Source organism: Streptomyces sp. AC558_RSS880, assembly GCF_019049255.1.
Lineage (GTDB): Bacteria > Actinomycetota > Actinomycetes > Streptomycetales > Streptomycetaceae > Streptomyces.
In genome coordinates, this window is sequence record NZ_JAGMUJ010000150.1 from 354,784 (window position 1) to 380,370 (window position 25,587).

Sequence of the window (25,587 nt, forward strand, 5' to 3'; positions counted from 1 at the left end):
GCTGCGGTGTGGGGCGCCCGGCGACCGGACGGGACCGGCGGCCACGCCGCACGCCCGGCCGAGGCGGCCGGGCGACCCGGCGCGCCGCAGGCGCGCCCTTGAGGAAGTGAAGGCGGTTTCGACCGATGCCTTTCGTCCCTCATGCCTGGCGGCGTCGGGTGGGCTGCTTGTCGGCCGTGATCCGATAGGCGATCTCGGCACGGTCCGCACCGACACGCAGTTCTTCGAGGACCAGCGGGCGGTCGTCGGTGCCGTGCGCGACACGGGCCAGGTGCAGGAGCGGGGTCGCGTCCGGGAGCTGGAGCGTGGCGCGCTCGTCGGGCAGCGGCATACGGGCGCGGACCGTCTCCGACCACCACAGGGCGTGTCCGTCCTGGGCGAGCAGCTGGTAGATCGCTGCCGGGCGCTTGCACGGCTCCTTGCCCAGCAGTGGGGCGGCTTCGGCCACCTCGAAGGGGATCAGCGTGCGGTGCATGGCGCGGGTGCCGGTTCCCGGATCGATCAGCAGTCGGTCACAGCCGAAGAGCGCTTCTTCCTCGGCGAGTTGGAGCAAGCGACCCGTGGCCTTGGTGGTGCGGGCACGGTACGTAGTCGGCTCCTCGGCCTCCTGCCACTCGTCACCGTTGGGCATGGTGAACCGGTCGTCGCTGGTGCGGCTGATACGGCGCTCGATGGTGAGCGCGGGCTGGCCGGCAGAGCGTACGAAACTGCCCTTGCCGTGCCGCACATCGATCAGACCTTCCGCGCGCAGTGCGGCGATCGCGTTGCGCACTGTAGGGCGGGATACCCCGTAACGAGTGATCAGTTGGGATTCCGACGGCAACGGGGAGTCGGGTTCGAACTCGCCGGACAGGATCGCTTCGCGGATGGCGGCGGCCACCTGCTGGTAGAGAGCTCCGGGGCGCTGGATCTCCGTCATCTCGGCTTCTCCGGTTCGGTGTCGTAGGCACGTCGCACGCGCGTCATCACTCGTCAGCATAAGTAGTTGCACCCTCGCCGTGCACCACTCCATAGTCTTAACTCGTAAGGACAAGTGACGTCCTGATGTGATGGACGTCCTGACTGGCCAAGGAGGCCGAAGAAACATGCAGTCCATTCCCGTGGACACGGCGCGGCTGGGCGTACTGCGGTGCGCCATCGCGCCGGAAGCGAAGATCAGCAACCCCGAGACACAGGAGGTGAAGAAGGACCGGGACGGCAACCCGGTGTTCACCGTGGCGGTCACCGTGCGGCAGGACCGGCGGCGGATCTCCGTCATCGAGATCGCGGTGACCGGTGAGCCCAAGGGCATCGAGGAAGGGCAGATCGTCAAGGTCACCGGCCTGACGGCGTTCATGTGGGCCATGGGTGACCGGCACGGTGTCAGCTTCCGAGCTGATGCGATCACCCCCGTGCACGGGGGCGCTGCCGCGCACGGCAAGGGCGGTGGTGCCTGATGGGGCCGGTTCTGCTCGCCTTCGCGCTCGCGGTACTGGCCTGGGTGCTCGTCGTCGGTGACCTGGTGCGCCGGCACCGTCCGACCTGGCACTGGTACCTGATCGGTTACCCCGTCACCGCGTGCCGGGTGGTCCTCACCTGGCGCAAGGTCGCCATGCTCAACGACCTCGCCGTCTCCCGTCGTCCGCCCCGCGGTCTGCTCGGGGACCTGGTGGTCAAGGGCGATCCGGTCCGGCCGATCGCTCCGAGGACATCGTTCCCGCGCGCCACCCGGCTGGGGCTGACGGTGTCCGTGCAGTTGCACGCGGGCCAGACCCCGGCGACGTACATGAAGGCGTCCGATGCCCTGGTGCACGCATGGCGGGTCCACGCGGTGCGGGTCACCTCGCCGGAACGCGGTCTGGTCCTGCTGTCCGCGATGGCCACGGACCCGCTCCAGCGGCCCGGCTTAGCCACCGCTCCCGCCGAACTCCTCTCCGCACTCATCGGCGCACTGGAGAGCGGCGGCGCCTGGGTGATGAACCTGAGGCTTGTCCCGCACTGGCTCATCGCCGGGGCCACCCGCTCCGGCAAGTCCACCCTGCTGGCCCGGTTGATCACCCAGCTTGCTCCGCAACGCGTCGCCCTGGTCGGCATCGACTGCAAGGGAGGCATGGAACTCGGCCTGTTCGCCGGACGGCTGAGCGCCCTCGCTACCTGCCGGCGCGAAGCGGTCGCCGTGCTCTCCGCACTCGTCGTCGACATGCAGGAACGGATGAACGCCTGCCGTACGGCCGGAGTGCGCTCGATCTGGGAGCTGCCCGACAAGCTGCGGCCCGTGCCGGTCGTCGTCCTGGTCGACGAGATCGCGGAACTGTACCTGTCCGACGGCACCCGTGAGAGCAAGGCGGAAGCCGAACAGTGCTCCACGCTCCTGCTCCGCATTGCCCAGCTCGGAGCCGCACTCGGCCTGCACCTGGTCGTCGCCGGGCAACGCGTCGGCTCCGACCTCGGCTCTGGCGTCACCGCGCTGCGGGCCCAGCTCGGCGGCCGTATCTGCCACCGGGTCAACGACCCCGGCACGGCAGAGATGACCTTGGGTGATCTCAACAAGGACGCCGTGGCCGTCGCGCAAGCGATCACACCCGAGGAACGGGGGGTCGCCGTGTGCACCGGGCCGGACGGCGGTTGGAGCCGTGCCCGCTCACACCTGACCCCCACTGATGAGGCCGTTGCCACGGCCCGGAAGTACTCCGCCATGACCCCGGAACTGCTCACCATCGTCCGCGCCCTGGCGGCACTGGAAGGAGAGAGCAAGTGATCAGCGAAGGTACGGCGTTCACGTTCGCGGTGATCTTCGGGATCATCACCGTCCTCCTCGTCCGCTCCCGTGACGTACGGGCCTGGGAAGCGGTCTGCGTCGGCCTCTTCGGCCTGTACCTCGGCCAGACCCCCGTGCTGTTCACCATCCACGGCCTCGTGACCTGGGTGATCAGCGGCTTCTCCCACACCTGAGCAGAAAGGACACACCACCATGCCCATGCCTCGCGTGAGGTGCCCGCATTGCAAGGGTGACGGGGCCCGCAAGACCTGGACCGGACGGCTGCGCCGCTGCCGCGTCTGCCGGGGCACCGGAAACATCCGCTGATCCCACCCGCCCACCGGTCGAGCAAGAGAGGTGATCTCCATGACCGACCACGCGCCACCCACCATCACCCGTGCCGCTGCGGCGGCCCACCCCGGAAGGTCACCACCATCACCCCGGACTTCACCCCCGCTGACAGGCGCGCCGTCCTCGACCGCGCGGCGCGCCTGCGTCAACTCCCCGAAGCAGACCGTGACGCCATCCGTATCGCTCAAGATCCGCACTTCTCACGCTGGCTGGAACAGGTCACCGCCACCGGCGGCTGCGCCCACCCCGTCCACCTCTCCGGGGCCACCACCACCGTGGATGGGACAACCGGCGAGATCATCCGCCAGTACGACACCCGCGACGAACCCGGCGAACGCCTCCTCGTCCGCTGCCGCAACCGCCGGGCAACCGTCTGCGCGCCCTGCTCCCGGCTCCACGCGGGCGACACCTTCCACCTCGTCCGCGCGGGCCTGATCGGCGGCAAGAACGTCCCCACCGCGGTCCGCGACCGTCCCCGGCTCTTCGTCACCCTGACCGCACCGTCCTTCGGGCCCGTGCACCGGACTGGGGAACGCTGCCGTCCTCGCCGTGACGGCGGCACGTGTGAACACGGTCGTCCCCTCGGCTGCGGCACCGAGCACACTGCGAACGATCTCCTTGTCGGTCAGCCCCTGTGCCCCGACTGCTACGACTACACCGGCCATGTGCTGTGGCACGCGTACGCCTCCAAGCTGTGGGACCGCTTCGTCATCGACGTCCGCCGTCGCCTGGCCTCCTCCGCCGGCCTCGTACAGTCCCGCTTCGCTCACCACGCCCGGTTGTCCTTTGCGCGTGTAGCCGAGTATCAGAAGCGGGCGGCCGTCCACGTGCATGCCGTCGTCCGCCTCGACGGTCCCGGCGGACCGGCCGACGAACCCCCGTCCTGGGGCACGGTCGACCGACTTACCGACGCCGTGCGCGCCTCCGCCGGGCGGGTCCTGGTCCGCACTCCCTACAGCCCGGCCATGGGCGAACTGCTCCTGCGCTGGGGCGTCCAACTCGATGTCCGTCCGCTGTACGCCGACGGTGACGGGCCCGGTGATGACGCGGTCGCCGCGTACGTCGCCAAGTACGTCACCAAGGGAGCGAGCGAGACAGGCGCCGGCACCGACCACAAGGTCACCACCTGGGCCGACATCGACACGGCACCCGTGAGCGGTCACGTCCGCACCCTCATGCGCACCTGCTGGCGCCTCGGCGGTCTTCCCGAGTACGCGACCCTGCACCTGCGCACCTGGACCCACACCCTCGGCTACCGCGGCCACATCCTCACCAAATCGCGGGCCTACTCCACCACCTACGCAGCATTACGCGCCGAACGTGCCCACCACATCGGTCAAGCCGAGATTCCCGATGCGATCACGGATGCGCACTGGCGCTATGTCGGCTCCGGCCACACCCCCGGTGCCGCCCTCATCGCGGCCGGAGTCGCCAACGACCTGGCGAGCAACCGCGAGATCGCCCGCGAAGAGATCAGCCGGGCGGCGGTGAGCCATTGACGAAACAGAACCGCGACGCGGACAGAGCCCACCACCTGGAAAGAGTCTGCCGGACCTTCTCCACCAGGATCGGCCCCGAGTCAGCAAAGCGACTGGCCCGGCTCCTGGAACGTCAACCAGGGGGAAAGCTCGAATGAGACGGCAAGGGGACCTCGTGTGAGGCCCCCTTCACTTTCTCTGCGCTGGGACTCAGGCCCAGATCGGATTCTGCTCGATATCGATCCTGCCGTAGTCGAAGTACCTGCCCTTCTTCGTCGCTTCCTTGATCTTGACCGCAGCAAACAGGAAGCGCATCACCGCATTCATACGCTGGAAGTCCTCCGCCTCCCTCAACGCCTCCCAGCTCGCCCGCGCATGCGGGCCCACAAGACCGTTCAGAACCTCGGTAGTCGGCCGGACGATCATCTTGCGCTCGATCTCCGCGATGCGCGCTTCGACGGTCCTGCGCATCTCGCGATACTCCCGAGTCTTCAGCTCCTGCTTCTGCCACATGTCCTTGAGCTCATCGAGTTCACGCCGGTCCGCCTCGATAGCGGCCCGGTCCTCGTCCGACAGCTCAGAGGGCGTCGGCGCCTCCGACAGATCAAGGCGCTCAAGAAGGTTGATCGCGGCTTCGCTCACGAACTCTTCCAAGATCGGGGCGGAGACGGCCCGGTTGCAGCGTGGAATGTCGAGCCGTTGGGTGTGCTGGCACACGTACTTCGCGCCGCTTCCTCCGGACCCGCCCATGATCTTTCCGCACCCCGTGCAGGTGACCAAGCCACGCAGCAGATAGAACCGGCCCGGCCGCTTGCCATTCGCCAGTTTCGCGGCCCGGTAGGCCCGGCGCTCCCGAACCTCGAGCCACATCCCCCGGTCGATGATCGCGGGCCACTCACCGTCCCCGACCTCCTCACCACGGAACACACGAATCCCGGCGACGTGGCGGTTGTCGAGAACGTCTCGCACTCGCGGGGCAGTCCAGTTACGCCCCTCGGCGGTCTTCTCACCCCGGTCGAACAGTTCTTTGGCCAGTTGAACCGGGCTCACTCCGTCGAGATAACGGGTGAAGATCTCTCGTACGATGTCGGCCTCTTCAGGGACGATCACGGTGCCGGTCTTGTCGTACCCGTAGCGTCGTCGGCCGGTGTGCGGCCTCCCGTCCTGCACGCGGTCGATCATGGAGTCGATCAGTCGGCGCGATGTGTCGTCACTCGACCGGCACGCGTGCGCAACCTCGATCCGCAGGAAGAAGCGGTCATCGGGGTCAGCGAGATTGCGTCGGTTCGCCTGACCGTGCAGCGTGATGTCGTGATCGTCGGCGATCTGCAACAGCTCTTCGAGGTCGCGCGGCTGCCGCATCAGGCGGTCCGGGTGGTAGGTGAGGACGTGACGCACACGGCCTTCGCCGGCCTGGGCCAGTAGCGCATCCCACCCCGGTCGCTTGCGCTTCCGCTGCCATGCAGACCGGTTGTTGTCCACGAACACCTGGGCCTCGTCGACCACTAGCCCGAGACGGTCGGCCACCTCGCGGCAGATGCCCTCTTGGCGCTCCACGCCCGTCTGGTCGTCGTCGTTCACGTGAGAGATGCGGCAGTAGATCGCAGCCGACTCTCCTGCCCAGTCGGCGCGGTACTTCTTCGCCCTTTCCCCGCCAGCCGCCTGCCTGGCCCGGAGGGCTCGTCGTAACCGGGCGTCCGTCTGCTGGTCGTTGTCTTCAGCCATGGATAGAGGCTATGAGCACCGCTTGATCCACGTCATGCGCTCCCGGCTCCAGGAGGACGTGAAACGGCCGTGCCGTGCCGCGGCGCGGCCGATCTCCGGACGGTAGGCCTGGTAGACGGTGACGGTGGAGTCGGTGTGGTGGGCACGTACCTCGAACCTCGGGCGCTGATCGTTCACGGCGTACAGCCTCGACCGCGCGGCACGTCGAAGGCCACCGAATATCCGCGCACACCCCCTTGGCTGCGCACGCCCCCTTGGCTGAGCACTTCCCATGGCCAACACTGAGCCGATGACGCAGCGTGTGGAGCTCGCGACCGTGAGGGACCGGCTGGCCGTGGACGGGCTCGTCACCGAGTACGCGGTGGCCGTGGACGACGGTGACTGGGAGACGTACCGGGGACTGTTCACGCCGGACGGGCGGGCGGACTACCGCTCGGCCGGCGGCATCGAGGGCAGCGCCCGGGCGGTGGCCGGATGGCTGGCGGACCGTCTCGGGGGCTTCCCCGTGCGGCAGCATCTGATCGTCAACCGACGGGTGCGGTTCGGGATCTGGGAGCAGGACACCGGCGACACGGCCCGGGTACAGGCCGACTACGTCAATCCGATGGGCCGCACGGGGCAGAACGGCGCGTCCGCCGCTCCGGACTTCGTGTGCGGCGGCCGGTGTGCCTTCGCGATGCTGCGCACGGACGACGGCTGGCGGCTGAGCGAGGTGGTCGTACGGGAGAAGTGGCGCCGTCCGCCCGACCGGCGGGCGGCTCCTGTGATCAACTGATCCCGGAGTGCGCTGTCCCGGATCACCGAGGGGACGCACACTGGAGGCACCACGGGGTAGGGAGGCGCCTATGAAGACGCTCGGCCACTGGACCACCTCCCCCTGGCGGCGCTCGACCGTCGCCGCGGTCGTGGGCGCCCTGCCCGTCCTGGCCTTTCCGGCCCCGTCCCTGTGGTGGTTCGCCTACGTCGCCCTGGTCCCGTGGGTGCTGCTGGCCCGTACCGCTCCCACGGGGAGACGGGCGGCCCTCGACGGCTGGTGGGGCGGGTTCGGCTTCATGCTGGCCATGCACCACTGGCTGCTGCCGAATCTGCACGTGTTCACGTTCGTCATCGCCGCCCTGCTGGGCGCGCTGTGGGCACCGTGGGGGTGGCTGGTGCGGCGGCTGCTCGGCGGGGTGCCGTCGCGCGGGCGGGTCGCGGCCGCGCTCGTCGTGGTGCCGTCGGGGTGGCTGACGATCGAACTCGTCCGCTCCTGGCAGGGGCTCGGTGGTCCCTGGGGCGTGCTCGGTGCGAGCCAGTGGCAGGTGGAGGGCGCGCTGCGGCTGGCGTCGGTCGGAGGAGTGTGGCTGCTCAGTTTCCTGGTGGTGACCCTGAACGTCGCCGTGGCCGTGCTGATCGCGGTCCGGCGGGCCCGGGTGCCCGCCCTGGCCGGGCTCGTCGCCACGGCCGCCGTCGCCTCCGCCGCCTGGGTGTTCTCACCCCGGCCCGGCACCGACGACCGGGTGCGGATCGCGCTCGTGCAGCCGGGTGTCGTCGCCGGGCCCGACAGCGCGGACCGGCGTTTCGACCGCGAGGAACAGCTCACGCGTGAGCTCGTCGGGCAGGACGTGGACCTGGTCGTCTGGGGTGAGAGCAGCGTCGGCTTCGACCTCGGGGACCGGCCCGACCTCGCGCGGCGGCTGGCCGCGCTGTCCCGCGAGACGGGCGCCGAACTCCTGGTCAACGTGGACGCCCGGCGGTCGGACAAGCCCGGCATCTACAAGAGCTCGGTGCTGATCGGCCCGGACGGTCCGACCGGTGACCGGTACGACAAGATGCGGCTGGTCCCCTTCGGCGAGTACGTCCCGGCCCGTTCCCTGCTGGGCTGGGCGACCTCCGTCGGCGAGGCGGCCGGCGAGGACCGCCGGCAGGGCTCCGAGCAGGTGGTGATGGACGCGGGGAACGGGCTGCGGATCGGCCCGATGGTGTGCTTCGAGTCCGCGTTCCCCGACATGAGCCGGCACCTCGCCGAGGACGGCGCCGACGTGCTGCTCGCCCAGTCCTCCACGTCGACGTTCCAGCAGAGCTGGGCCCCCGCGCAGCACGCCTCGCTCGGCGCGCTGCGCGCCGCCGAGACCGGCCGCCCGATGGTGCACGCGACCCTGACGGGCGTCTCCGCCGTGTACGGACCGGGCGGGGAGCGCGTCGGCCCGCGGCTCGGCACGGACACCGCCGCCGCGCAGGTGTACGAGGTTCCCCTGGCACACGGCACCACGCCCTACGTCCGCTTCGGCGACTGGCCGCTGTACGGGGCCCCCGTGATGCTCGCGGCCTGGGGCGTCACCGAGGTGCTGCGGGTCAGGCGGGGCGCTCGTGGACCGCTCGTACCACCCGCTCGCACAGCTCATGGGTCGCCAGCGCGTCCCGGGCACTGAGCACCTCGCCCGCGCGGACCGCGTCCAGGAAGGCGAGCACCGCCTGCTCGATGCCGCGCTGCCGCGACACCGGGACCCAGTCGCCGCGCCGGCGCACGGTGGGCTGTCCCTTGTGGTCGATCACCTCGGCGAGGTTGACCACCTGACGCTTGGTGTCCTGTCCGGAGACCTCGAGGATCTCCTCGGCCGAGCCGCTGAGCCGGTTCATCACGCCGAGCGCGGTGAAGCCGTCCCCGGAGAGCTGGAGCACCACGTGGTGCAGCAGGCCGTTCTCGGTGCGGGCGCGCACGGTCACGTCGTCGACCGCGCCGGGCACCAGGAAGCGCAGGGTGTCGACGACGTGGATGAAGTCGTCGAGGATCATCGTGCGGGGTTCCTCGGGCAGTCCGACGCGGTTCTTCTGCATCAGGATCAGCTCGCGCGGGTGGTCGGCGCACTGGGTGTAGCCGGGGGCGAAGCGCCGGTTGAAGCCGACGGCGAGGCTCGTGCCCCGTTCCTCGGCGAGCGCCACCAACCGCTCGGAATCGGCGAGTTCGTAGGCGAGCGGCTTGTCGACGTACGTCGGTACGCCCGCCTCCAGGAGCCGGGCCACGATCTCCGGGTGGACCTCGGTCGGCGCGTGCACGAAGGCCGCGTCGAGGTCCTGAGCGATCAGGGAGCCGAGGTCCGCGTGGCGCCGCGCGGGCGGGAGGTGGAGGCCGTCGGCGACCCGGTCGAGCGTCGCGGGGGTGCGGGTCTGCAGGTGCAGCTCCACTCCGGGCTGGTGGGCGAGCACCGGAAGGTATGCCTTCTGCGCGATGTCACCGAGTCCGATGCAGCCGACCTTCACGGGGTGTTCTCCTCTAGCCATTGCTTTGCGTGGTGTGCTGCGAAGCATACGGCTGCTGCGGCGGCCGCCAGTCGGCGATCGAGTCGAAGCCGCGCAGGAACAGGGCCGGTCCGGCCTTCGACAGCGCGGCGACCGCCTGGTCGCGTACGGCGATGCCGACGCGGTTGGTCATCAGGTTGAAGCGGGCCACCTTCACGGCCCGGCGGGCGATCCCGGTGGTGCGGGGCAGCCGGGCCGCGGTGTAGGCGGGCAGGTCGTCGGCGTGGTGGGCGAGGGTGATCGCGTCCTCGATGGCCTGGTTGCCGCCCTGGCCCAGGGTCGGCGGCATGGCGTGCGCGGCGTCGCCGATCAGGGCCACCCGGCCCTGGTGGTGGGCGGGCAGCGGCTCGGCGATGTGGTGGACGTCGTGGCGCAGCACGTCCTCGGGGCGGGCGGCGGCCAGTACCTCGGGGATCGGGGCGTGCCAGTCGCCGTAGAGCCGCAGCAGTTCGGCCCGCTCGTCGTCGGGGGCGTGCTCCCCCTCGGGCGCCCTGGCGGCGGCGTAGGCGTAGATCCGGCCGTCCTTGAGCGGATGCGTGCCCCAGATGCGGCCCCGGCCCCAGGTCTCGTGGGAGGCGAACTCCGCGCCGGGCAGCGGGATCACCACCCGCCAGCTGGTGAACCCGGCGTACACGGGCCCGGGGTGGCCGGGGAACAGCACGCGGCGCGCGGCGGAGTGGATGCCGTCGGCCGCCACCACGAGGTCGGCCTCCAGTTCGCCGTCGGGGGTGCCGACGCGGGCCGGCCAGCCGGAGTCGCCGGGGACACCGGGGTCGAGGAGGCGGGCGTCGGCAGCCGTACGGACGGCGTCCGACGGGAGCAGTGCGGCCAGCCGGCCGACGAGGGTGGCGCGGTGGAGCAGGACGAGGGGGCCGCCGAAGCGCTCGGTCGCCGCGGCGGCGCTGGTACGGGACAGCCACCGTCCGCCCGGCGCGCGCAGCCCTCCGTCGCCCTGCCAGGCGGACAGGGCGCGGATGTCGTCGCCGAGGCCGATGACGTCCAGCCCGCGCAGTGCGTTGGGGGCCAGGGAGATGGCCGCGCCCACCGGTTCCAGTGAGCCGGCCCGCTCCAGCACCGTCACCCGCACACCGCGCCGGTGCAGGGCGACCGCCGCGGTCAGGCCACCGATCCCTCCGCCGATGACGATCGCCCGTTCGACCCGTGCCATGGCCCCTCCTCACACCGGAACCGCGCCTGCGGCTACTACATCTGTAGTGAGCGTTCGACTCCACCGTACTACAGCCGTAGTGTGGAGGGTAGTTTGGCCTCCATGTCCGTACGCACCGCAGGCGCCTCCCGTGCCGATCTCGTCGCCGACACCGCCCTCGCCCTGCTCGCCGAGCGCGGGATGCGCGGACTGACCCACCGGGCGGTCGACGAGACGGCCGGACTCCCCCAGGGGTCCACGTCGAACCTCGCGCGCACCCGGCAGGCGCTGCTGGAGCTCGCGGTACGACGGCTCGCCGAGCGGGAGGCGCGGGTTCTCGCGCTGCACGAGATGCCGGACCCGCGGGCCGGCGCCGCCTCCCTGCTGGACGCCCTGGCCCTGGCCACGCACCGCGCACTCACCGGGAACCGGGCACTGACCCTCGCCCGCTACGAACTGGCCCTGGAGGCCACCCGCCGGCCCGAGCTGCGGGCGTACTTCGACGCGGCCGGCGCCCGCTTCCGCGATCAGCTGACCGCCCTGGTCACCGGACTCGGCTCCACGGACCCCGAGCGCCACTCGCTGTCCCTGATCGCCTGGGCGGACGGCCTGATGTTCTCCTGCGTGGCCGGTTCCTTCAGCGCGCGCGTACCGAGCCTCGCGGAGGTCCGCTCGGATCTGCGGGAACTGCTGGCGGGGATGCTCGGCGCCGAAAAGCCCTGGTGAAGGGGGACCGCGCCGGGCGAGGATGGCGGCATGACGATCGAGCGCAGTGAACCCGCCGTCGACGCCGACGAACGCACCATGCTGGAGGGGTGGCTCGACTACCACCGCGGCACCCTCGCCCGGAAGTGCGAAGGGCTGACCGACGAGCAGCTGCGCACCGCGTCGGTGCCACCCTCGGAGCTGTCCCTGATGGGCCTGGTACGGCACATGTCGGAGGTGGAGCGGAGCTGGTTCCGCAGGGTGCTCGCGGACGAGGACGCCGGCCCCCTGTACTACAGCGAGGCCGACCGGGACGGCGATTTCCATCCGACCGAGGCGGACACCTGGCAGGAGGCGTACGCGACCTGGCAGTCCGAGATAGGCGCCGCCCGGCGCAACGCGGCCGGCTTCGCCCTGGACGACCCGTCCCGGGGCCGCCACAGGTTCAGCGACGATCCGTACAGCCTGCGCTGGATCTACACCCACATGATCGAGGAGTACGCGCGTCACAACGGCCACGCCGATCTGCTCCGCGAGCGCGTCGACGGCGCCACCGGCGACTGACGTCACCCGCGGCGCGTCCGAGAGCCCCCGTACGGGGCGGGAGATCACCCGTGCGGGGCATGCTGTGCCTGTCCGGCCTCCCCCGGGCGGCCGGAGCCAGCAGAGTGGCGCGGGTGCATCGAACGACGACCACAGCAACGCTTCTGGTGACCGTGGCTGTCTCGGCCCTCTCGGGCTGTGTGACGGTCCACCGTCCCCTCGCGCCCGGACCGGCGACGGCACCGTCGCGGGGGGCGGAGCCACGTCCGGTCGGGGGGAACGAGACGGAGGTCGTGCAGGCACCGGCGCGCGAGGCCCTGGAGATGATCGGTCCGTCCCGGCCCTCGAAGACGCCCGCGCCCCCGTCGCACCGTGCCGCTCCCAGGGCCACGCCGGAGCGGGAGACACCGCCCGACGACCGGAGCGGGCAGGTCCGGCCGACTCGCCCCGGAACCGGCGGGAACGGCCGGCCGCGGCCTCCCGCGACGGACCTCCCCGACGTGGCGGAGCCGACGCGCCGTGGCGCCTCCGGCGGACCGGACGTGTGCGCGCTGGGCAGGCAGTACGGCGGCTGGCGCCCGGGCAGCCCGGAGGCGACCATCTGCAAGGAGGCGTACGGAGGCTGAACCGGCCGGAGCGCGTACGGACGCCGGTCCTAGGAACGCCGTCCCGGCGGCCACCGGCCCCCGGGCGCCCCGTCCTCGTCCAGCCGGATCTCCAGCCGCCGGATGGCGGCCCGTACGCCCTCGCCGTAGCGGTCGTCGGCCAGGGCGCGGGCCGCGCCCCGGGCCCGGTGGAGATGGGTGCGGGCGGCGTCGGGGCGGCCGAGGCGGGCGTAGTCGGCGGCCAGGTTCAGCTGCAGGGACGGGTAGAGCGCGCGCACGGCGAGGGATCCCTCGTACGCGCCGACGCGGTCGGCCGCGACCTCCTCGGCCGCCGTCAGCGCCCGCAGGTCCCAGGCCAGTTCGTCCTCGGGGTCGTCCTGTGTGTCGGCGAGGTAGTGGGCCAGGGTGCAGCGGTGCAGCGGGTCTCCGTGCTCGCCGATCTCCGCCCACAGGCCGAGCAACCGGTGCCGGGCCTCCTCGCGGTCCCCCGCGTGGTGCAGCATCACGACCTGACCGATCCGTGTGAGCACGGCGTCCGGTGTCGCCCGCTCCTGTCGCTCCGCCACCACGCCCTCCGCACCGCTCGCCGTCTGTCGCCCCCGACGCTAACCGCAGGCCGGGGCAATACCGGACAAGCCGCTCCGCAGTACCTCGAGCGAGCCGGATGCGGGTCCGATGGAGCGGCCCGCACCCGGCGGGGCGGCGTCAGCCCAGATTCGGGACGGTCCAGTCGATCGGCTCGTGGCCCTGCGCGGCCACCGCCTCGTTGATCTGCGTGAACGGCCGGGACCCGAAGAACTTCTTCGCGGACAGCGGCGAGGGGTGCGCTCCCTTGACCACCACGTGCCGGCTCTCGTCGATCAGCGGCAGCTTCTTCTGCGCGTAGTTGCCCCACAGCACGAAGACCGCCGGGTCGGGGCGGTCCGCCACCGCGCGGATCACCGCGTCGGTGAACAGCTCCCAGCCGCGGCCCTTGTGGGAGTTGGCCTCACCGGCGCGGACCGTGAGCACCGCGTTGAGCAGCAGCACGCCCTGCTCGGCCCACGGCATCAGGTAGCCGTTGTCCGGGATCGGCGTGCCCAGTTCGGCGTGCATCTCCTTGTAGATGTTGCGCAGGGACGGGGGGATCCTCACACCCGGGCGGACGGAGAAGCACAGGCCGTGTCCCTGGCCCTCGCCGTGGTAGGGGTCCTGGCCGAGGACCAGGACCTTCACCTTGTCGTACGGCGTGGCCTCCAGCGCCGCGAAGACCTCCTCGCGGGGCGGGTAGACCGGACCGTTCGCCCGCTCCTCCTCGACGAACTCGGTCAGCTCCTTGAAGTAGGGCTGCTGCAGCTCGTCGCCCAGAACCCCGCGCCAGGACTCGGGCAGCATGGCGATGTCGGTCACGTCAATGTCCTTACGTGTGCGGTCGCTTCCAGACCACAGAACCTACAGGCGACCACTGACAACCGGCCCGGCGAACGGCCGTACCCGGTCCTACCAGCTGGTCTTCCGGGAGAGTTCCCACAGCATCATGATCGTGGACGGGTCCAACGCCCGCTCCGCTCCCGAGATGTCCCGGCTCGCCGCCACGTGCTGCCGGCCCTGCCACAGCGGCAGCAGCCGCGCGTCGTCGACGAGGATCTGCTGGGCCTCCTCGAACTGCTTCACCACGTTGCCGCGGTCGCTCTCCCGGCGGGAGCTGGGCAGCAGCTCGGCCGTGATCTCGGTCGCCTCGTAGGGCGTGCCGAGCGCGTTCTGCTTGCCGACGAAGGGAGCGATGAAGTTGTCCGCGTCCGGGAAGTCGGGGAACCAGCCGCGCCCGAACACCGGGTACTCGCCCTTCTGGTAGCCCTCGACGTACGTCTTCCAGGGGCGGCTCTTGAGCGTGACGTCGAACAGCTTCGACGCCTCCAGCTGGCGCTCGAGCTCCTTGAACTCCAGCGCGGTCTCGGAGCCGTAGCGGTCCGTGGTGTACCAGAGGGTCAGCGGGACCGGTTCGGTGATGCCCGCCCCGGTGAGGATCTGCCGGGCCTTGGACACGCTGGGCTCGCCGTAGTCGTCGAAGAAGCCGGTGGTGTGCCCGGTCAGGCCCTTGGGGACCATGGAGTACAGCGGGTCGACGGTGTCCTTGTAGACCTTGTGCGCGATCGCCGCGCGGTCGACGATCTGGGCGATCGCCTGGCGCACCTCCTTCTTGCCGGCCCACGGGTCCTTCGGGTTGAACACCAGGTAGTTGATGTCCGTCCCGGTCCCGTCGATCAGCTGGAGCTCCTCCTCCTTGGAGGTCTTGCCCTGGAGATCGATGATGTCGCCCGCCGCCAGACCGCGGTAGGTCAGGTCGATCCGGTCGTCCCGCAGCGCCTTGACCATGGTGCCGGAGTCCTGGAAGTAGCGGATGGTCACCGCGTCGTTCCGGCGTTCGGCGAAGCCCTCGTAGCGGTCGTTGCGGGCGAGTTCGGCCTCCTCGCCCTCCTCGTACGACCGGAGGGTGTAGGGACCCGAGCCGACGACGCCGTCGTCCTCGCGCAGGGCGTCGGCCGGGTAGGCCTCGGGGTCGACGATGGACATCGCCGGGGTGGCGAGCACGAACGGGAAGGTGGCGTCCGGCTTGTTGAGGTAGAAGACGACCTCGCGCTCGCTGGGCGCCTGCACCCGTTCGAGGCTGCCCAGCAGACCGGCCGGACCGCCGTTGACGTTGATCTCCCGGATCCGGTCGATGGAGTGCTTGACGGCCTTGGCGTCGAGGGCGCTGCCGTCGGAGAACGTCAGCCCCTCGCGCAGCTCGCAGCGGAACACCTGGTTGGAGCTGTCGGAGAACTCGCAGCTCCTGGCGGCGTCCGGCTGCGGGGTGGTGGTGCCGACCGGGTAACTCAGCAGGGTCTGGTAGATGTTGCGGAACAGCTCCCAGGAGCTGTCCCAGGAGGCGGCGGGATCCAGCGTGCTGGGCGAGCTGGTGGTTCCCACGACGATGGGTCCCTCGTCGTCCGAGGCGTCCGACGACAGGACGCCGCATCCGGTCACCAAGGACGATATGGACGCGATGGCCGCCACCCGCCGCAGGCATCGGTTCCGGTTGAACACGCGCACGCTCCTCGCTCTGCCGTCCCAAGAGTCGGCAGACCATACCGCAGTGTTCGCCCCGTTGACCCCCCTCTGTACGGCCCTTGAGATCAACTCTCCGATGACTACGTTGTCACGCACCGTCGCGACCCCGATACGCCGACACGGGCGCCGTTTTCGTCAACGGACACCCGTGCCGGATCGTCGAACAGGGGTCCCACGCGGGCACGTGCGTCACCCGCGCGGGGCGTGGAACCGCCCCGCGCGGCGCACGTGTCGCACCGCGCGGGACGTCCGGTTCAGGCGACGCCGGCGTTGAGGAAGATGCCGCCGTCGACGACCAGGGTCTGACCGGTGACCCAGTCCGACTGGTCCGAGGTGAGGAAGGCTGCGGCGCCGCCAATGTCGGAGGGCACGCCGAGCCGGCCCAGCGGGTAGCCGGCGGCGGCCTCCGCCTCCCGGCCCTCGTACAGCGCCTGCGCGAACTTGGTCTTCACCACGGCCGGGGCGATGGCGTTGACCCGCACCCCGGGCGCGAACTCGTGCGCCAGCTGCTGGGTCAGGTTGATCAGCGCGGCCTTGCTGACACCGTAGGCGGCGATGAACGGCGAGGGCGCGATGCCCGCGACGGAGGCGATGTTGACGATCGCGCCGCCGTTGTCCTTCTGCCAGGCGTGCCAGGTCTTCTGCGCGAAGCCGAGCGCCGAGATCACATTGGTCTCGAACACCTTGCGCGCCACGTTCAGGTCGAGATCGGCGATCGGCCCGAACACCGGGTTGGTACCGGCGTTGTTGACCAGGTAGTCGACGCGGCCGAAGGCCTCCATCGCGCGCTCGACGGCGACGGCCTGGTGGGCCTCGTCGTGCGCCTTGCCGGCGACGTACACGGCACGGTCGGCGCCGAGCTTCTCGACGGCCTCCTTGAGGGCGTCCTCGCCCCGGCCGGTGATGCAGACCCGGTCGCCGCGCGCGACCAGCGCCTCGGCGACGCCGTAGCCGATGCCGCGGCTGGCGCCGGTGATCAGGGCGACCTTGCCCGAGAGTTCCACAGCAGTCATGTTCCCGGTCTTCCTAGTCGAGCGGTCCGCCGGCGACGTACAGCACCTGGCCGGAGACGAAGCCAGCCGCCTCGCCGGTGAAGAAGGCGATGGCGTTGGCGATGTCCTCGGGCTCGCCGACGCGGGCGACCGGGATCTGGGTGGCGGCGGCGGCCTTGAAGTCCTCGAAGCCCATGCCGACGCGGTCGGCGGTGGCCTTGGTCATCTCGGTGGCGATGAAGCCGGGGGCGACGGCGTTGGCGGTCACGCCGAACTTGCCGAGCTCCTTGGCGAGGGTCTTGGTGAAGCCCTGCAGGCCGGCCTTGGCCGCCGAGTAGTTGACCTGGCCGCGGTTGCCGAGCGCGGAGGAGGACGACAGGTTGACGATCCGGCCGAACCCGGCGTCCACCATGTGCTTCTGACAGGCCTTCGACATCAGGAACGCGCCGCGCAGGTGCACGTTCATGACGGTGTCCCAGTCGGAGACGCTCATCTTGAACAGCAGGTTGTCGCGCAGCACGCCCGCGTTGTTGACCAGGATGGTCGGCGCGCCGAGCTCCTCGGCGATGCGCGCGACGGCGGCCTCGACCTGCGCCTCGTCGGAGACGTCGCAGCCGACCGCGAGGGCCTTGCCGCCGGCGGCGGTGATCTTCTCGACGGTGTCCTTGCAGGCGGCCTCGTCGAGGTCGATCACGGCGACCGCGCGGCCCTCGGCGGCCAGTCGTACGGCGGTGGCGGCACCGATGCCGCGCGCGGCGCCGGTGACGACCGCGACCCGCTGCTCAGTGGTGGACATTGCTGCTTCTCCTCGCGCTTGGGATGCGGCTCCTGCGGCCGGGCCGGGATCGGTGAGCGACCGCTTAGTACCTTCAGCAGACGTGACGCTAGAAGCACTGGCACCCGGTGTCAACGGCACACCGCGCGTGTGTGATCCATTTCCCCGCGCGGCGGCCCTCTTCCGCCCGCCGCGGCCGGGACGCGCCCGGCATCCGCGCGGAGCACCCGATCGGCCCAGCGCTGCGCGCCCTCACGCCGGGCGGCCCCTAGCGTCGAGACGCGAGCCACCCGCGGCCGGAAAGGAGGCGTTCCATGCGCCGTCGCACCGGTGCCATAGGCACACTGATCGCGCTCGCCGCGATCGTGCCGTTGGCCGACCCCGCTCATGCCCAGGACCTGGACTGCAGCGATTTCACCTATCAGGAGGACGCACAGACCTTCTTCGAAACGGACCGGAGCGATCCGCACCGGCTCGACGAGGAACCGGGTCCGGACGACGGAGTGGCCTGCGAGGCGCTGCCCCGGCGCGGCCTCACGTCGTCCACGTTCCGTCCGGCGCCGGTCTCCTCCGCGCCTGCGCGGTCGCCGTCACCGACGACAGCCGCACCCACCCGGCCGCCGGTGCCGACCACCGCTGCACCCACCCGGCCGCCGGTGCCGACCACCGCTGCACCCACGCGGTCACCGGCGCCGACGACGACCACGCCCACGCCCACACCCACGCCCACGCGAACCGTGACTCCCACGTCCGCGCCGACGACCCGGACCGCGCCCGCGACTCCCACCTCCGTCACGCCTACGCGCGGCGTGGAGGGCGGGCTCGGCGGCTCGTCGGCGTCCGGCCCCAGCGGCTGGGATCTGGGGATCGGGGCGACGTTCGTGACGGGTGCGGTGGCTGCGACGGGTTTTGTCGTGCGACGACGGGCCTGACGGGTCCCACGATCCGGTCAACGTACGAGAAGCTGCAGCAGCCGTTCCGCTTCCGCCGCCGGATCGGCGGTGAGCCCGGTGTGCACGGGACCGGGCTGGACGATGGTGGACCGGGGCGCGATCAGCCAGCGGAAGCGCCGCCCGGCGTCGTCCCCGGCCGCCTGCCCGGCCGCGTCCCCGCCCGCGCAGACGCCCTCGACGGCGCGCAGCGCGGCCCGTACGCCGGGCAGGTCGGCCTTCGGGTCGAGGGCCAGCAGCCGCGCCTCGTCGAGGTGGGTGCGGGCCACGACGAACGACTTGGGGCGGCAGTACACGAGCACCCCGGCGTTGACGCACTCACCGCGTTCGATGCGCGGTACGACCCGCAGCAGCGCGTACTCGAAGACGTGCCGGTCGCTCACTGGTCCCCCTCGAGGCCGTGGATGTGGTGGTGGACGGTGGCCGCGCGGGCGATCAGCGGCCGCGCGTAGGCCGACCGGAGCTCGTCCGGGGTGTCGAAGCCGGGCTCGCCGGTCAGCCAGAGGTCGGGGATCTCCGCGGTGACCTCGGCTAGCAGTTCCTCGGTGACCCGCGGCGCGAGCTGGGCCGCGGCGGACGCGATGTCCGGCGCGCAGGGCTTCAGGGCGTGGTCGGAGGCGTCGTAGGGGCGGGCGGCGGAGGCTGCGGCGCCGGGCCAGTTGTGATGCCAGATCATGGTCGCGCCGTGGTCGATGAGCCAGAGCTCGCCGCGCCGGCACAGCATGTTGGGGTTGCGCCAGGAGCGGTCGACGTTGTTCACCAGCGCGTCGAACCAGACGATCCGCCCGGCCTCCTCGGGGCTCACCTCGAAGGCGAGCGGGTCGAAGCCGAGGGCACCGGAGAGGAAGTCCATGCCGAGGTTGGTGCCGCCGCTGGACTTCAGCAGCCGCTGCACCTCCTGCTCGGGCTCACCGAGCCCCAGCACGGGGTCGAGTTCGACGGTGACCAGGCGGGGCACCCTCAGTCCCAGCCGGCGGGCGAGTTCCCCGCAGACGACCTCGGCGACCAGCGTCTTGCGGCCCTGTCCGGCACCGGTGAACTTGAGGACGTAGGTGCCGAGATCGTCCGCCTCGATCAGTCCCGGCAGCGAGCCGCCCTCGCGCAGCGGCGCGATGAATCGGGTCGCGATGACTTCCTTGAGCATCGCCCCAGGCTACTGGCGCGTCGCCGCACGTCGGAGGCGACCCGTGCGAGAGGGCGCGGCCCACAGGCCGGCGCCCGACAGCGAAACGACAGCCGTGGTTTACGCCCGTCCGACCGCGGACAGGCCAAGCTCTCGGCATCGCATGAACGGCGTGGGCCCGCCGACCGTACCTCTCCGCAGATCACGCATCCTCCCCGGAAGGGACACACCGGCATGACCAGCGCATCGCTCAAGTCCGCATCGGGACCCGCCCGTCGAACCGTCGTGGCGGCGGCCGGAGCGGCGGGCCTCGCCGTCGCGCTGACCGCGTGCGGGGGCTCCGACGACGACGCGTCGAGTTCCTCCGTCGACTCCGGCTCCGCCGGCGGATCGCCGGACGACGGCGGCACGGACAGCGGGGGATCGAACGGCGGTGGGGACGCCGGCGCCGGTACCGACCCGCTCGCCTCGACCGCCGACATCCCCGAGGGCGGCGGAAAGGTCTTCGCCGACCGTAAGGTGGTCGTCACCCAGCCGACGGCGGGCGAGTTCAAGGCGTTCTCGGCGACCTGCACCCACCAGGGGTGTGCGGTGAAGAGCGTCGCCGACGGGGTCATCAACTGCCCCTGCCACAACAGCAACTTCTCCATCAGCGACGGCAGTGTGCGGAGCGGCCCGGCGACCAAGCCGCTGCCCGCCGTGGAGATCACGGTGAGCGGGGATTCGATCACCCTCGCCTGAGCCGTCGGCGCCGGGCACGACATGAGAGACGGAGGGGCCGTATGACCGCCACGCAGCGCCGGGGCCGGAAGATCATGATGACGCCCGGCGAGCTGGACGACTTCCTCACCGTCCAGCGCACCTGCCGGGTCGCCACGGTGTCCGCCGACGGCGCACCGCACGTCAGCACGCTCTGGTTCGCCTGGGACGGCGCCTCGCTGTGGCTGTACTCCGTGGTGCGCAGCAGGCGCTGGGCGGATCTGCGGCGGGATCCGCGGGTGGCGGTCGTGGTCGACACGGGCGAGGAGTACGACGAGCTGCGCGGCGCGGAGCTGTCCGGGCGGGTGGAGTTCGTGGGCGAGATCCCGCGCACCGGCGAACTGTGCGCGGAACTCGACGTTCCGGAGACCTTGTTCGCCCGCAAGAACTTCGGCCTGGACGAGATGCCCCACGACGGCCGGCACGCCTGGCTGCGTCTGACCCCGGAGAAGATCGTTTCCTGGGACTTCAGAAAACTTCCGACGCTGCCCTAGCTCCCGCGCTCTCCCCGACCTGCTCCCCCGCCGCCCGCAACGCCTGTACCGCCGCCCGGATCGACGGGCGGCGGTCGGCGTCCGCGCGCCAGACGACGAAGACGTGCCGTCGTACGCGCTGCCGGAGCGGGACGGTCACCACCCCGTCGGGCAGCGGGTCGCGGCCGAGCAGCGGGACGATGCAGACGCCGAGCCCCGCGGCGACCAGGCCGAGCTGGGTGTGGCTCTCGGCGGCGCGGTGGCCGATGACCGGCTCGATGCCCTTGGAGCGCAGGGTGAACATCAGCCACTCGTGGCAGAACTCGCCCTCGCCCCAGGTGATCCACTCGTCCTCGGCGAAGTCGGCGAGGTCCGCCTCGTCACGGTCGGCGAACCGGTGAGCGGCCGGGAGCGCCACATCGGCCGGGTCGTCCAGCAGGGGCGCCTTGACCAGGCCGTCGGGCAGCGGCATCGGCTTGTTGTACCAGTCGAGCACCACCGCGAGATCGACGTCCCCGCGTACCACTCCCCGGATGCCCTGCTCCGGCTCCTGCTCGCGGGAGCGCACGCGCAGTGCGGGATGCCGCTCGCGCAGGTCCCGCAGGGCCACCGGGAACAGCCCCCGCGCGGCGGTCGGGAACGCCGCGACCCGTAGTTCACCGGCGACCTGTCCGCGCTGTGCCTCCAGGTCGGACTGGGCGAGCTCGACCTGGGAGAGGATGCGCGCCGCGTGCTCGGCGAGCAGCCGGCCCGCGTCCGTGAGCCGGACTCCGCGCCCGTTCTTGGCCAGCAGTCGCTGACCGACCTCGCGCTCCAGCTTGGACATCTGCTGCGAGACGGCCGAGGTCGTGATGTGCAGCCCTTCGGCCGCGCCGCTGACCGAGCCGTGCCGGGCGAGGGCGTCGAGGGTGCGCAGGCGCTCCAGGTTCAACATGTAAGCGATGCTACGAGATACCGCGTGCGAAATCTCGATTGTGCTACGAGATGGACGTCCCGCATCGTTGCGTCCATGAGCAGCGTCACCGCGACCACCACCACGCCGGCCCCGGCCGGCCCCGCCCCGGAACGCACCCGCCCCCGCCTGAACTGGCGGCTGCGTTTCGGTGCGCTCTCCCTGATCTGGGGGTTCAGCTTCCTCCTCATCAAGGTCGGCACCCAGGGCTACGCCCCCTTCCAGGTCACCTTCGGCCGGCTGGCCTTCGGTACCGCCGTCCTGGCGGTGGCGATGGTGGTGCGGCGGGAGGGGCTGCCGCGCGGTGCGCGTACCTGGGGTCATCTCGCGGTCGCCGGGTTCCTGCTGAACGCCCTGCCGTTCTCGCTGTTCGCCTTCGCGGAGCTGACCATCCCGTCCACGCTGGCCGGCATCTGCAACGCGACCTCGCCGCTGTGGGGCATGGCCCTGTCGCTGGTAGCGCTCTCCGAGGACCGGCCGACCCGGGTGCGGGTGGCGGGGCTCGGCCTCGGCTTCCTCGGGGTGCTGACCGTGCTGGGCGCCTGGCAGGGCTTCGAGGGCCTGGACGCCCGCGGCACGACGCTGGCCCTGCTGGCCTCGCTGAGCTACCCCATCGGCTGGATCTACGTCCGCCGCACCCTGGCGGGCAGCAGCCACTCGAACCTGTCCCTGACCGGCGGCCAGCTGCTGCTGGCCACGGTCCAGCTGGCCGTCGTCACCCCGCTGTTCACCACACTGCCGACCCGCTTCGCCGTCGGCCCGCTGCTGGCGATCGCCGCGCTGGGCATGCTGGGCACGGGGCTGGCCGTGCTCATCCAGTACGGCCTGGTCGCCGAGGTCGGCCCGACGACCGGCCAGATGGTCACCTACTTCGTCCCGGTGATCGCCGCCGCGGCCGGCATCGTCCTCCTCGGCGAGACCCTGACCTGGTCGACACCGGTGGGCGCGGCGATCGTCCTGGCGGGCGCGGCCCTCACCCAGGCGAGGCCCAAGCGCCCGGCGTAACCCCGACAGCGACCCACACAGCTGCGGGCAGTCGTGCCTCCCCCAGTGCCTCAAAGGCCTGGGAGGTACCCCCAGGGCGGCACGGGTGGGCGCGGCGGCACCCCGCAGACGCCGGGCTGCGCAACACCCCCGCCCAGCCCTCACCCCGGGCACTCACATGAACCGCCGCACCTTCCTCACCCGGACACCCGCCCCCGCCTCACACATACGTCCGCACCGGCCCCCCGGCCGGACCGATCGCCTCGGCGATCGCCTCGGCCAGCGGCCCGATCTCTTCCTCGCCGAGCGTCGAGACCGTGACCCGGACGCCCGGTGCCGCGCTCATCCGGAAGCGGGCGCCGGGCGCCACCGCCCAGCCCGCGTGCAGGAGCCGGGCGACCGCGCCGGTCTCGTCGGGGACCGGTACCCACACGTTCATGCCGCTGCGCCCGTGCGCCGCGATCCCGCGCCGGGCCAGCTCCCCGATCAGCGCGTCCCGGCGCCGCCCGTACCGCGTGGCCACGACCGCCGGGTCCACCGCGCCCTCGCTCCACAGCCGCACCACCGCGCGCTGGACGATCCTGCTGACCCAGCCCGGCCCGAGCCGCTGCCGTCCGCGCACCCGGTCGAGGGTGACCGCGTCCCCGGTGAGCACCGCGAGCCGCAGGTCGGGGCCGTACGCCTTGGCCACCGAGCGCACGAAGGCCCAGCTGCGGGTCGTCCCCGCCAAGGCGTGCAGCGGCAGGTCGACGATGTGGTGCCCGTGGTCGTCCTCGACGAGCAGCGCCTCCGGGTGGTCGGCGAGCACCGGGCGCAGGGCACGCGCGCGTGCGGCGCTCAGCGCGGCGCCGGTCGGGTTCTGCGCCCGGTCCGTCACGATCAGGGCCCGTGCCCCGCCCGCCAGCGCCTTCCGTACGTCATCGGGCGAAGGGCCCTCGTCGTCGACCCCCACGGGGACGGTCCGCAGTCCCAGCGCCGGGACCAGGTCCAGCAGGCTCCCCCACCCCGGATCCTCCACCGCGACCGCGTCCCCGGGTCTGAGGTGTGCCACGAGCACCCGCTCCATCGCGTCCAGCGCGCCCGAGGTGACGGCGACGGGCCCGTCCGGAACGCCGTCGGCGTCCAGCCCGGCCCGCGCCAGCCGCGCCAGCTCGGGCTCCACGGGCGCGTGCCCGTACAGCACCGGCTCCCGGTCGCCCTCCCCGGCCGCCGCCGCGAACACCCCGGCCAGCGCGGGCAGCAGCGCGGGGTCCGGGTTGCCCTCGGACAGGTTGCGCACGCCCGGCGGGACCTCCACCCGGATGAGTTCACGCGCGGTGGTGGCCGGCTTGGACCGCACCCGGCTCCCCCGCCGGCCCGCGGTCTCGATGACCCCGCGCTCGCGCAGGGTCCGGTACGCGGCGGCGACGGTGTTCGGGTTCACCCCGAGCCGCTCCGCCAACTCCCGCATGGGCGGCAGCGGTTCACCCGGCCGCAACGCCCCGTCCCCCACCGCGCGCTCGATGCTCGCGGAAATCTCCGCCGCACCCCGCCCACTGATCCGATACTCTCCTAGCACAAACCAAATTATGCACTAGTGCAATGGAGAAGGCCATGCAGGGGACCCGGCAGCAGCAGCCCGCCGCCACTTACCCGCCCACCGAGCGCACCGTTCCCACCCGCTCCCCCGACCGTGCCGCGTACGACAAGGAGCTGGTGCACGCGATACTCGACGAGGGCTACGTCTGCCACCTCGGCTTCGTCCGGGACGGCGCGCCGGTGGTGCTGCCCACGCTGTACGGCCGGGTCGGCGAGCGTCTCTACGTGCACGGTTCGACCGGCTCGCGCCCGCTGCGCGCGGCGGGCCGGGCGGACCACGGGCTCCCGGTCTGCCTGACCGTCACCCACGTCGACGGGCTGGTGCTGGCCCGCTCGGCCTTCCACCACTCGATCAACTACCGCTCCGTGGTGGTGCACGGCCTGGCGTACGACGTGACCGATCCCGAGGAGAAGCGGCGGGCCCTCGACGCCCTGGTCGACCATGTCGTACCGGGCCGCGCCGCCGACTCCCGGCCGGCCAACAAGAAGGAACTGGCCGCCACGGCGGTGATCCGCCTCGACCTGAACGAGGTCTCCGCCAAGCTCCGCACCGGCGGCGTCAACGACGAGCCCGAGGACCTCGACCTGCCCCACTGGGCCGGCGTCGTCCCGCTGCGCAAGGGCTACGACACCCCGCTCGCCGACCCGGACCTGGCCCCCGGCACCGAGCTGCCCGGCTACCTGGCGGCCCGGTGATGCTGATCCACCCCTGGGACGCGCCCCGCGGCGACGACGAGTGGCAGCGGTGGCTGGCCACGCACGACTTCGGCCAGCTCGCGGTCAACGGCCTTCCGGGCGAACCGCCGTACGTCCAGCCGCTGCACTTCGCGTACGACGCCGAGCGCGGCGAGGCGGTCACCCATCTGGCCCGGCCCAACCCGCTCTGGCACGCCGTCGAGGCGAATCCGGAGGTCCTGCTGAGCGTGGTCGACGACTACGCGTACGTCCCCGGCCCCTGGCAGGCCGAGCCCGGTACCCCGCCCGAGCACGGTGTCCCGACGAGCCTCTACGCGTCCGTCCAACTGCGCTGCCGCGCCCATGTCGTGGACGATCCGGCGCGAAAGGCCGCGCTCCTCAACCGCCAGGTGGGCCACTTCCAGCCGGAGGGCGGCTCCGCGCGGGCGGCGGCGGGCGAGGCCCCGTACGGCAGGCTGCTGTCCGGGATCCGCGGTCTCCGGCTCGAAGTGACGGGCGTACGGGCGAAGTTCAAGTACGCGGGCAAGCGGTCCGAGGCGGTACGGGAGCGCATCGCGGCCGGGCTGGCGGACCGGGACGGCGCGCGTGACGCGGAGGCACGCGCGCACGTCCTGCGCCGGCAGCCGGCCTGACCTCCGGGCCGGG

At 71.7% G+C, this 25,587-nt stretch carries 28 protein-coding genes and 1 pseudogene; 15 read left to right on the forward strand and 14 right to left on the reverse strand.

What is annotated here, in order from left to right; translation table 11 throughout:
* Positions 1 to 139 precede the first annotated feature (139 nt).
* Positions 140 to 919: a GntR family transcriptional regulator gene (locus KUM38_RS34825; protein WP_217135539.1), complete on the reverse strand. Its 780-nt coding sequence runs from the start codon at positions 917 to 919 to the stop codon at positions 140 to 142.
* A gap of 166 nt (positions 920 to 1,085) precedes the next feature.
* On the opposite strand from KUM38_RS34825, the gene KUM38_RS34830 reads away from it, so the two are divergent.
* From KUM38_RS34830 to KUM38_RS34845, 4 genes are all read left to right on the forward strand, one after another.
* Entirely contained in the window at positions 1,086 to 1,436 is a 351-nt protein-coding gene (locus tag KUM38_RS34830) for a hypothetical protein (RefSeq protein WP_031062985.1), read from the forward strand.
* Positions 1,436 to 2,737 carry an FtsK/SpoIIIE domain-containing protein gene (locus tag KUM38_RS34835; protein ID WP_217135541.1) on the forward strand — a complete coding sequence of 434 codons (1,302 nt, stop codon included), beginning with the start codon at positions 1,436 to 1,438 and terminating at the stop codon, positions 2,735 to 2,737. The genes KUM38_RS34830 and KUM38_RS34835 overlap by 1 nt, the downstream gene beginning before the upstream one ends.
* Complete coding sequence (locus KUM38_RS34840) at positions 2,734 to 2,931, forward strand: hypothetical protein (protein ID WP_217135543.1); 198 nt, start codon at positions 2,734 to 2,736, stop codon at positions 2,929 to 2,931. The genes KUM38_RS34835 and KUM38_RS34840 overlap by 4 nt, the downstream gene beginning before the upstream one ends.
* A 297-nt stretch (positions 2,932 to 3,228) precedes the next feature.
* Entirely contained in the window at positions 3,229 to 4,587 is a 1,359-nt protein-coding gene (locus KUM38_RS34845) for a replication initiator (RefSeq protein WP_217135663.1), read from the forward strand.
* 189 nt (positions 4,588 to 4,776) lie between these two features.
* Here the strand turns inward: KUM38_RS34845 and KUM38_RS34850 are convergent, their stop codons facing one another.
* Together KUM38_RS34850 and KUM38_RS42515 are read right to left on the reverse strand one after the other, a co-directional pair.
* Positions 4,777 to 6,291, reverse strand: coding sequence for a recombinase family protein (locus tag KUM38_RS34850; protein WP_217135545.1), 1,515 nt, complete (start codon positions 6,289 to 6,291; stop codon positions 4,777 to 4,779).
* 21 nt (positions 6,292 to 6,312) lie between these two features.
* Positions 6,313 to 6,468 (reverse strand): annotated as a pseudogene (locus KUM38_RS42515) (DUF4291 family protein); the annotation flags it as partial.
* A gap of 112 nt (positions 6,469 to 6,580) precedes the next feature.
* Between KUM38_RS42515 and KUM38_RS34860 the strand changes: the two are divergent.
* A complete protein-coding gene (locus KUM38_RS34860; protein WP_217135548.1) occupies positions 6,581 to 7,066 on the forward strand; it encodes a nuclear transport factor 2 family protein in 486 nt (161 codons plus the stop codon).
* Between the two features lie 70 nt (positions 7,067 to 7,136).
* Positions 7,137 to 8,702: an apolipoprotein N-acyltransferase gene (gene lnt, locus KUM38_RS34865; RefSeq protein ID WP_217135549.1), complete on the forward strand. Its 1,566-nt coding sequence runs from the start codon at positions 7,137 to 7,139 to the stop codon at positions 8,700 to 8,702.
* Here lnt and KUM38_RS34870 read toward each other — a convergent pair.
* Together KUM38_RS34870 and KUM38_RS34875 are read right to left on the reverse strand one after the other, a co-directional pair.
* Positions 8,626 to 9,531: a Gfo/Idh/MocA family protein gene (locus KUM38_RS34870; RefSeq protein ID WP_217135550.1), complete on the reverse strand. Its 906-nt coding sequence runs from the start codon at positions 9,529 to 9,531 to the stop codon at positions 8,626 to 8,628. The genes lnt and KUM38_RS34870 overlap by 77 nt on opposite strands.
* Before the next feature lie 13 nt (positions 9,532 to 9,544).
* Complete coding sequence (locus tag KUM38_RS34875; protein ID WP_217135551.1) at positions 9,545 to 10,738, reverse strand: FAD-dependent monooxygenase; 1,194 nt, start codon at positions 10,736 to 10,738, stop codon at positions 9,545 to 9,547.
* A gap of 102 nt (positions 10,739 to 10,840) precedes the next feature.
* Here KUM38_RS34875 and KUM38_RS34880 point away from each other — a divergent pair, with 102 nt between their 5' ends.
* From KUM38_RS34880 to KUM38_RS43435, 3 genes are all read left to right on the forward strand, one after another.
* Complete coding sequence (locus KUM38_RS34880) at positions 10,841 to 11,443, forward strand: TetR/AcrR family transcriptional regulator (protein ID WP_217135552.1); 603 nt, start codon at positions 10,841 to 10,843, stop codon at positions 11,441 to 11,443.
* Positions 11,444 to 11,473: 30 nt separating this feature from the next.
* Entirely contained in the window at positions 11,474 to 11,986 is a 513-nt protein-coding gene (locus KUM38_RS34885; RefSeq protein WP_217135553.1) for a DinB family protein, read from the forward strand.
* A 272-nt stretch (positions 11,987 to 12,258) separates the two neighbouring features.
* Positions 12,259 to 12,591: a hypothetical protein gene (locus KUM38_RS43435; protein ID WP_308409131.1), complete on the forward strand. Its 333-nt coding sequence runs from the start codon at positions 12,259 to 12,261 to the stop codon at positions 12,589 to 12,591.
* 29 nt (positions 12,592 to 12,620) lie between these two features.
* Here the strand turns inward: KUM38_RS43435 and KUM38_RS34895 are convergent, their stop codons facing one another.
* The 5 genes from KUM38_RS34895 to fabG all read right to left on the reverse strand — a co-directional run bounded on the left by KUM38_RS34895 (position 12,621) and on the right by fabG (position 17,448).
* Entirely contained in the window at positions 12,621 to 13,136 is a 516-nt protein-coding gene (locus KUM38_RS34895; protein ID WP_217135555.1) for a hypothetical protein, read from the reverse strand.
* Positions 13,137 to 13,275: 139 nt separating this feature from the next.
* Entirely contained in the window at positions 13,276 to 13,959 is a 684-nt protein-coding gene (gene ung, locus KUM38_RS34900; RefSeq protein WP_217135557.1) for a uracil-DNA glycosylase, read from the reverse strand.
* Positions 13,960 to 14,049: 90 nt separating this feature from the next.
* Complete coding sequence (locus tag KUM38_RS34905; RefSeq protein ID WP_217135559.1) at positions 14,050 to 15,636, reverse strand: ABC transporter substrate-binding protein; 1,587 nt, start codon at positions 15,634 to 15,636, stop codon at positions 14,050 to 14,052.
* 278 nt (positions 15,637 to 15,914) lie between these two features.
* The gene (locus KUM38_RS34910) at positions 15,915 to 16,673 is read right to left on the reverse strand and encodes an SDR family oxidoreductase (protein ID WP_217135561.1); all 759 of its coding nucleotides are present in this window, start codon (positions 16,671 to 16,673) and stop codon (positions 15,915 to 15,917) included.
* Between the two features lie 13 nt (positions 16,674 to 16,686).
* A complete protein-coding gene (gene fabG, locus KUM38_RS34915) occupies positions 16,687 to 17,448 on the reverse strand; it encodes a 3-oxoacyl-ACP reductase FabG (protein WP_149550533.1) in 762 nt (253 codons plus the stop codon).
* A 293-nt stretch (positions 17,449 to 17,741) separates the two neighbouring features.
* Here fabG and KUM38_RS34920 point away from each other — a divergent pair, with 293 nt between their 5' ends.
* Complete coding sequence (locus tag KUM38_RS34920; RefSeq protein WP_217135563.1) at positions 17,742 to 18,359, forward strand: excalibur calcium-binding protein; 618 nt, start codon at positions 17,742 to 17,744, stop codon at positions 18,357 to 18,359.
* Between the two features lie 17 nt (positions 18,360 to 18,376).
* Here KUM38_RS34920 and KUM38_RS34925 read toward each other — a convergent pair whose 3' ends face one another.
* Positions 18,377 to 18,760, reverse strand: coding sequence for a DUF3037 domain-containing protein (locus tag KUM38_RS34925; protein WP_217135565.1), 384 nt, complete (start codon positions 18,758 to 18,760; stop codon positions 18,377 to 18,379).
* Entirely contained in the window at positions 18,757 to 19,521 is a 765-nt protein-coding gene (locus tag KUM38_RS34930) for a HipA family kinase (protein ID WP_217135567.1), read from the reverse strand. Before KUM38_RS34930 ends, KUM38_RS34925 begins: the two co-directional genes overlap by 4 nt.
* A gap of 213 nt (positions 19,522 to 19,734) precedes the next feature.
* Between KUM38_RS34930 and KUM38_RS34935 the strand changes: the two genes are divergently transcribed.
* Both KUM38_RS34935 and KUM38_RS34940 read left to right on the forward strand, forming a co-directional pair.
* Positions 19,735 to 20,241 (forward strand): Rieske (2Fe-2S) protein, encoded by a 507-nt coding sequence (locus KUM38_RS34935; RefSeq protein ID WP_217135569.1) that lies wholly within the window; start codon positions 19,735 to 19,737, stop codon positions 20,239 to 20,241.
* Positions 20,242 to 20,282: 41 nt separating this feature from the next.
* Positions 20,283 to 20,753 carry a pyridoxamine 5'-phosphate oxidase family protein gene (locus KUM38_RS34940; RefSeq protein ID WP_217135571.1) on the forward strand — a complete coding sequence of 157 codons (471 nt, stop codon included), beginning with the start codon at positions 20,283 to 20,285 and terminating at the stop codon, positions 20,751 to 20,753.
* On the opposite strand, the gene KUM38_RS34945 is transcribed toward KUM38_RS34940, so the two are convergent.
* Complete coding sequence (locus KUM38_RS34945; protein WP_217135573.1) at positions 20,728 to 21,666, reverse strand: LysR family transcriptional regulator; 939 nt, start codon at positions 21,664 to 21,666, stop codon at positions 20,728 to 20,730. The two genes, KUM38_RS34940 and KUM38_RS34945, sit on opposite strands and share 26 nt — an antisense overlap.
* 75 nt (positions 21,667 to 21,741) lie before the next feature.
* On the opposite strand from KUM38_RS34945, the gene KUM38_RS34950 reads away from it, so the two are divergent.
* Positions 21,742 to 22,689, forward strand: a complete 948-nt coding sequence (locus KUM38_RS34950) for a DMT family transporter (protein ID WP_217135575.1) — start codon at positions 21,742 to 21,744, stop codon at positions 22,687 to 22,689.
* A 199-nt stretch (positions 22,690 to 22,888) separates the two neighbouring features.
* On the opposite strand, the gene KUM38_RS34955 is transcribed toward KUM38_RS34950, so the two are convergent.
* Positions 22,889 to 24,226, reverse strand: a complete 1,338-nt coding sequence (locus KUM38_RS34955; protein ID WP_217135577.1) for an aminotransferase class I/II-fold pyridoxal phosphate-dependent enzyme — start codon at positions 24,224 to 24,226, stop codon at positions 22,889 to 22,891.
* Between the two features lie 35 nt (positions 24,227 to 24,261).
* On the opposite strand from KUM38_RS34955, the gene KUM38_RS34960 reads away from it, so the two are divergent.
* Complete coding sequence (locus KUM38_RS34960; RefSeq protein ID WP_217135578.1) at positions 24,262 to 24,942, forward strand: pyridoxamine 5'-phosphate oxidase family protein; 681 nt, start codon at positions 24,262 to 24,264, stop codon at positions 24,940 to 24,942.
* Positions 24,942 to 25,574 carry an FMN-binding negative transcriptional regulator gene (locus KUM38_RS34965; RefSeq protein WP_217135579.1) on the forward strand — a complete coding sequence of 211 codons (633 nt, stop codon included), beginning with the start codon at positions 24,942 to 24,944 and terminating at the stop codon, positions 25,572 to 25,574. Before KUM38_RS34960 ends, KUM38_RS34965 begins: the two co-directional genes overlap by 1 nt.
* Positions 25,575 to 25,587 lie beyond the last annotated feature (13 nt).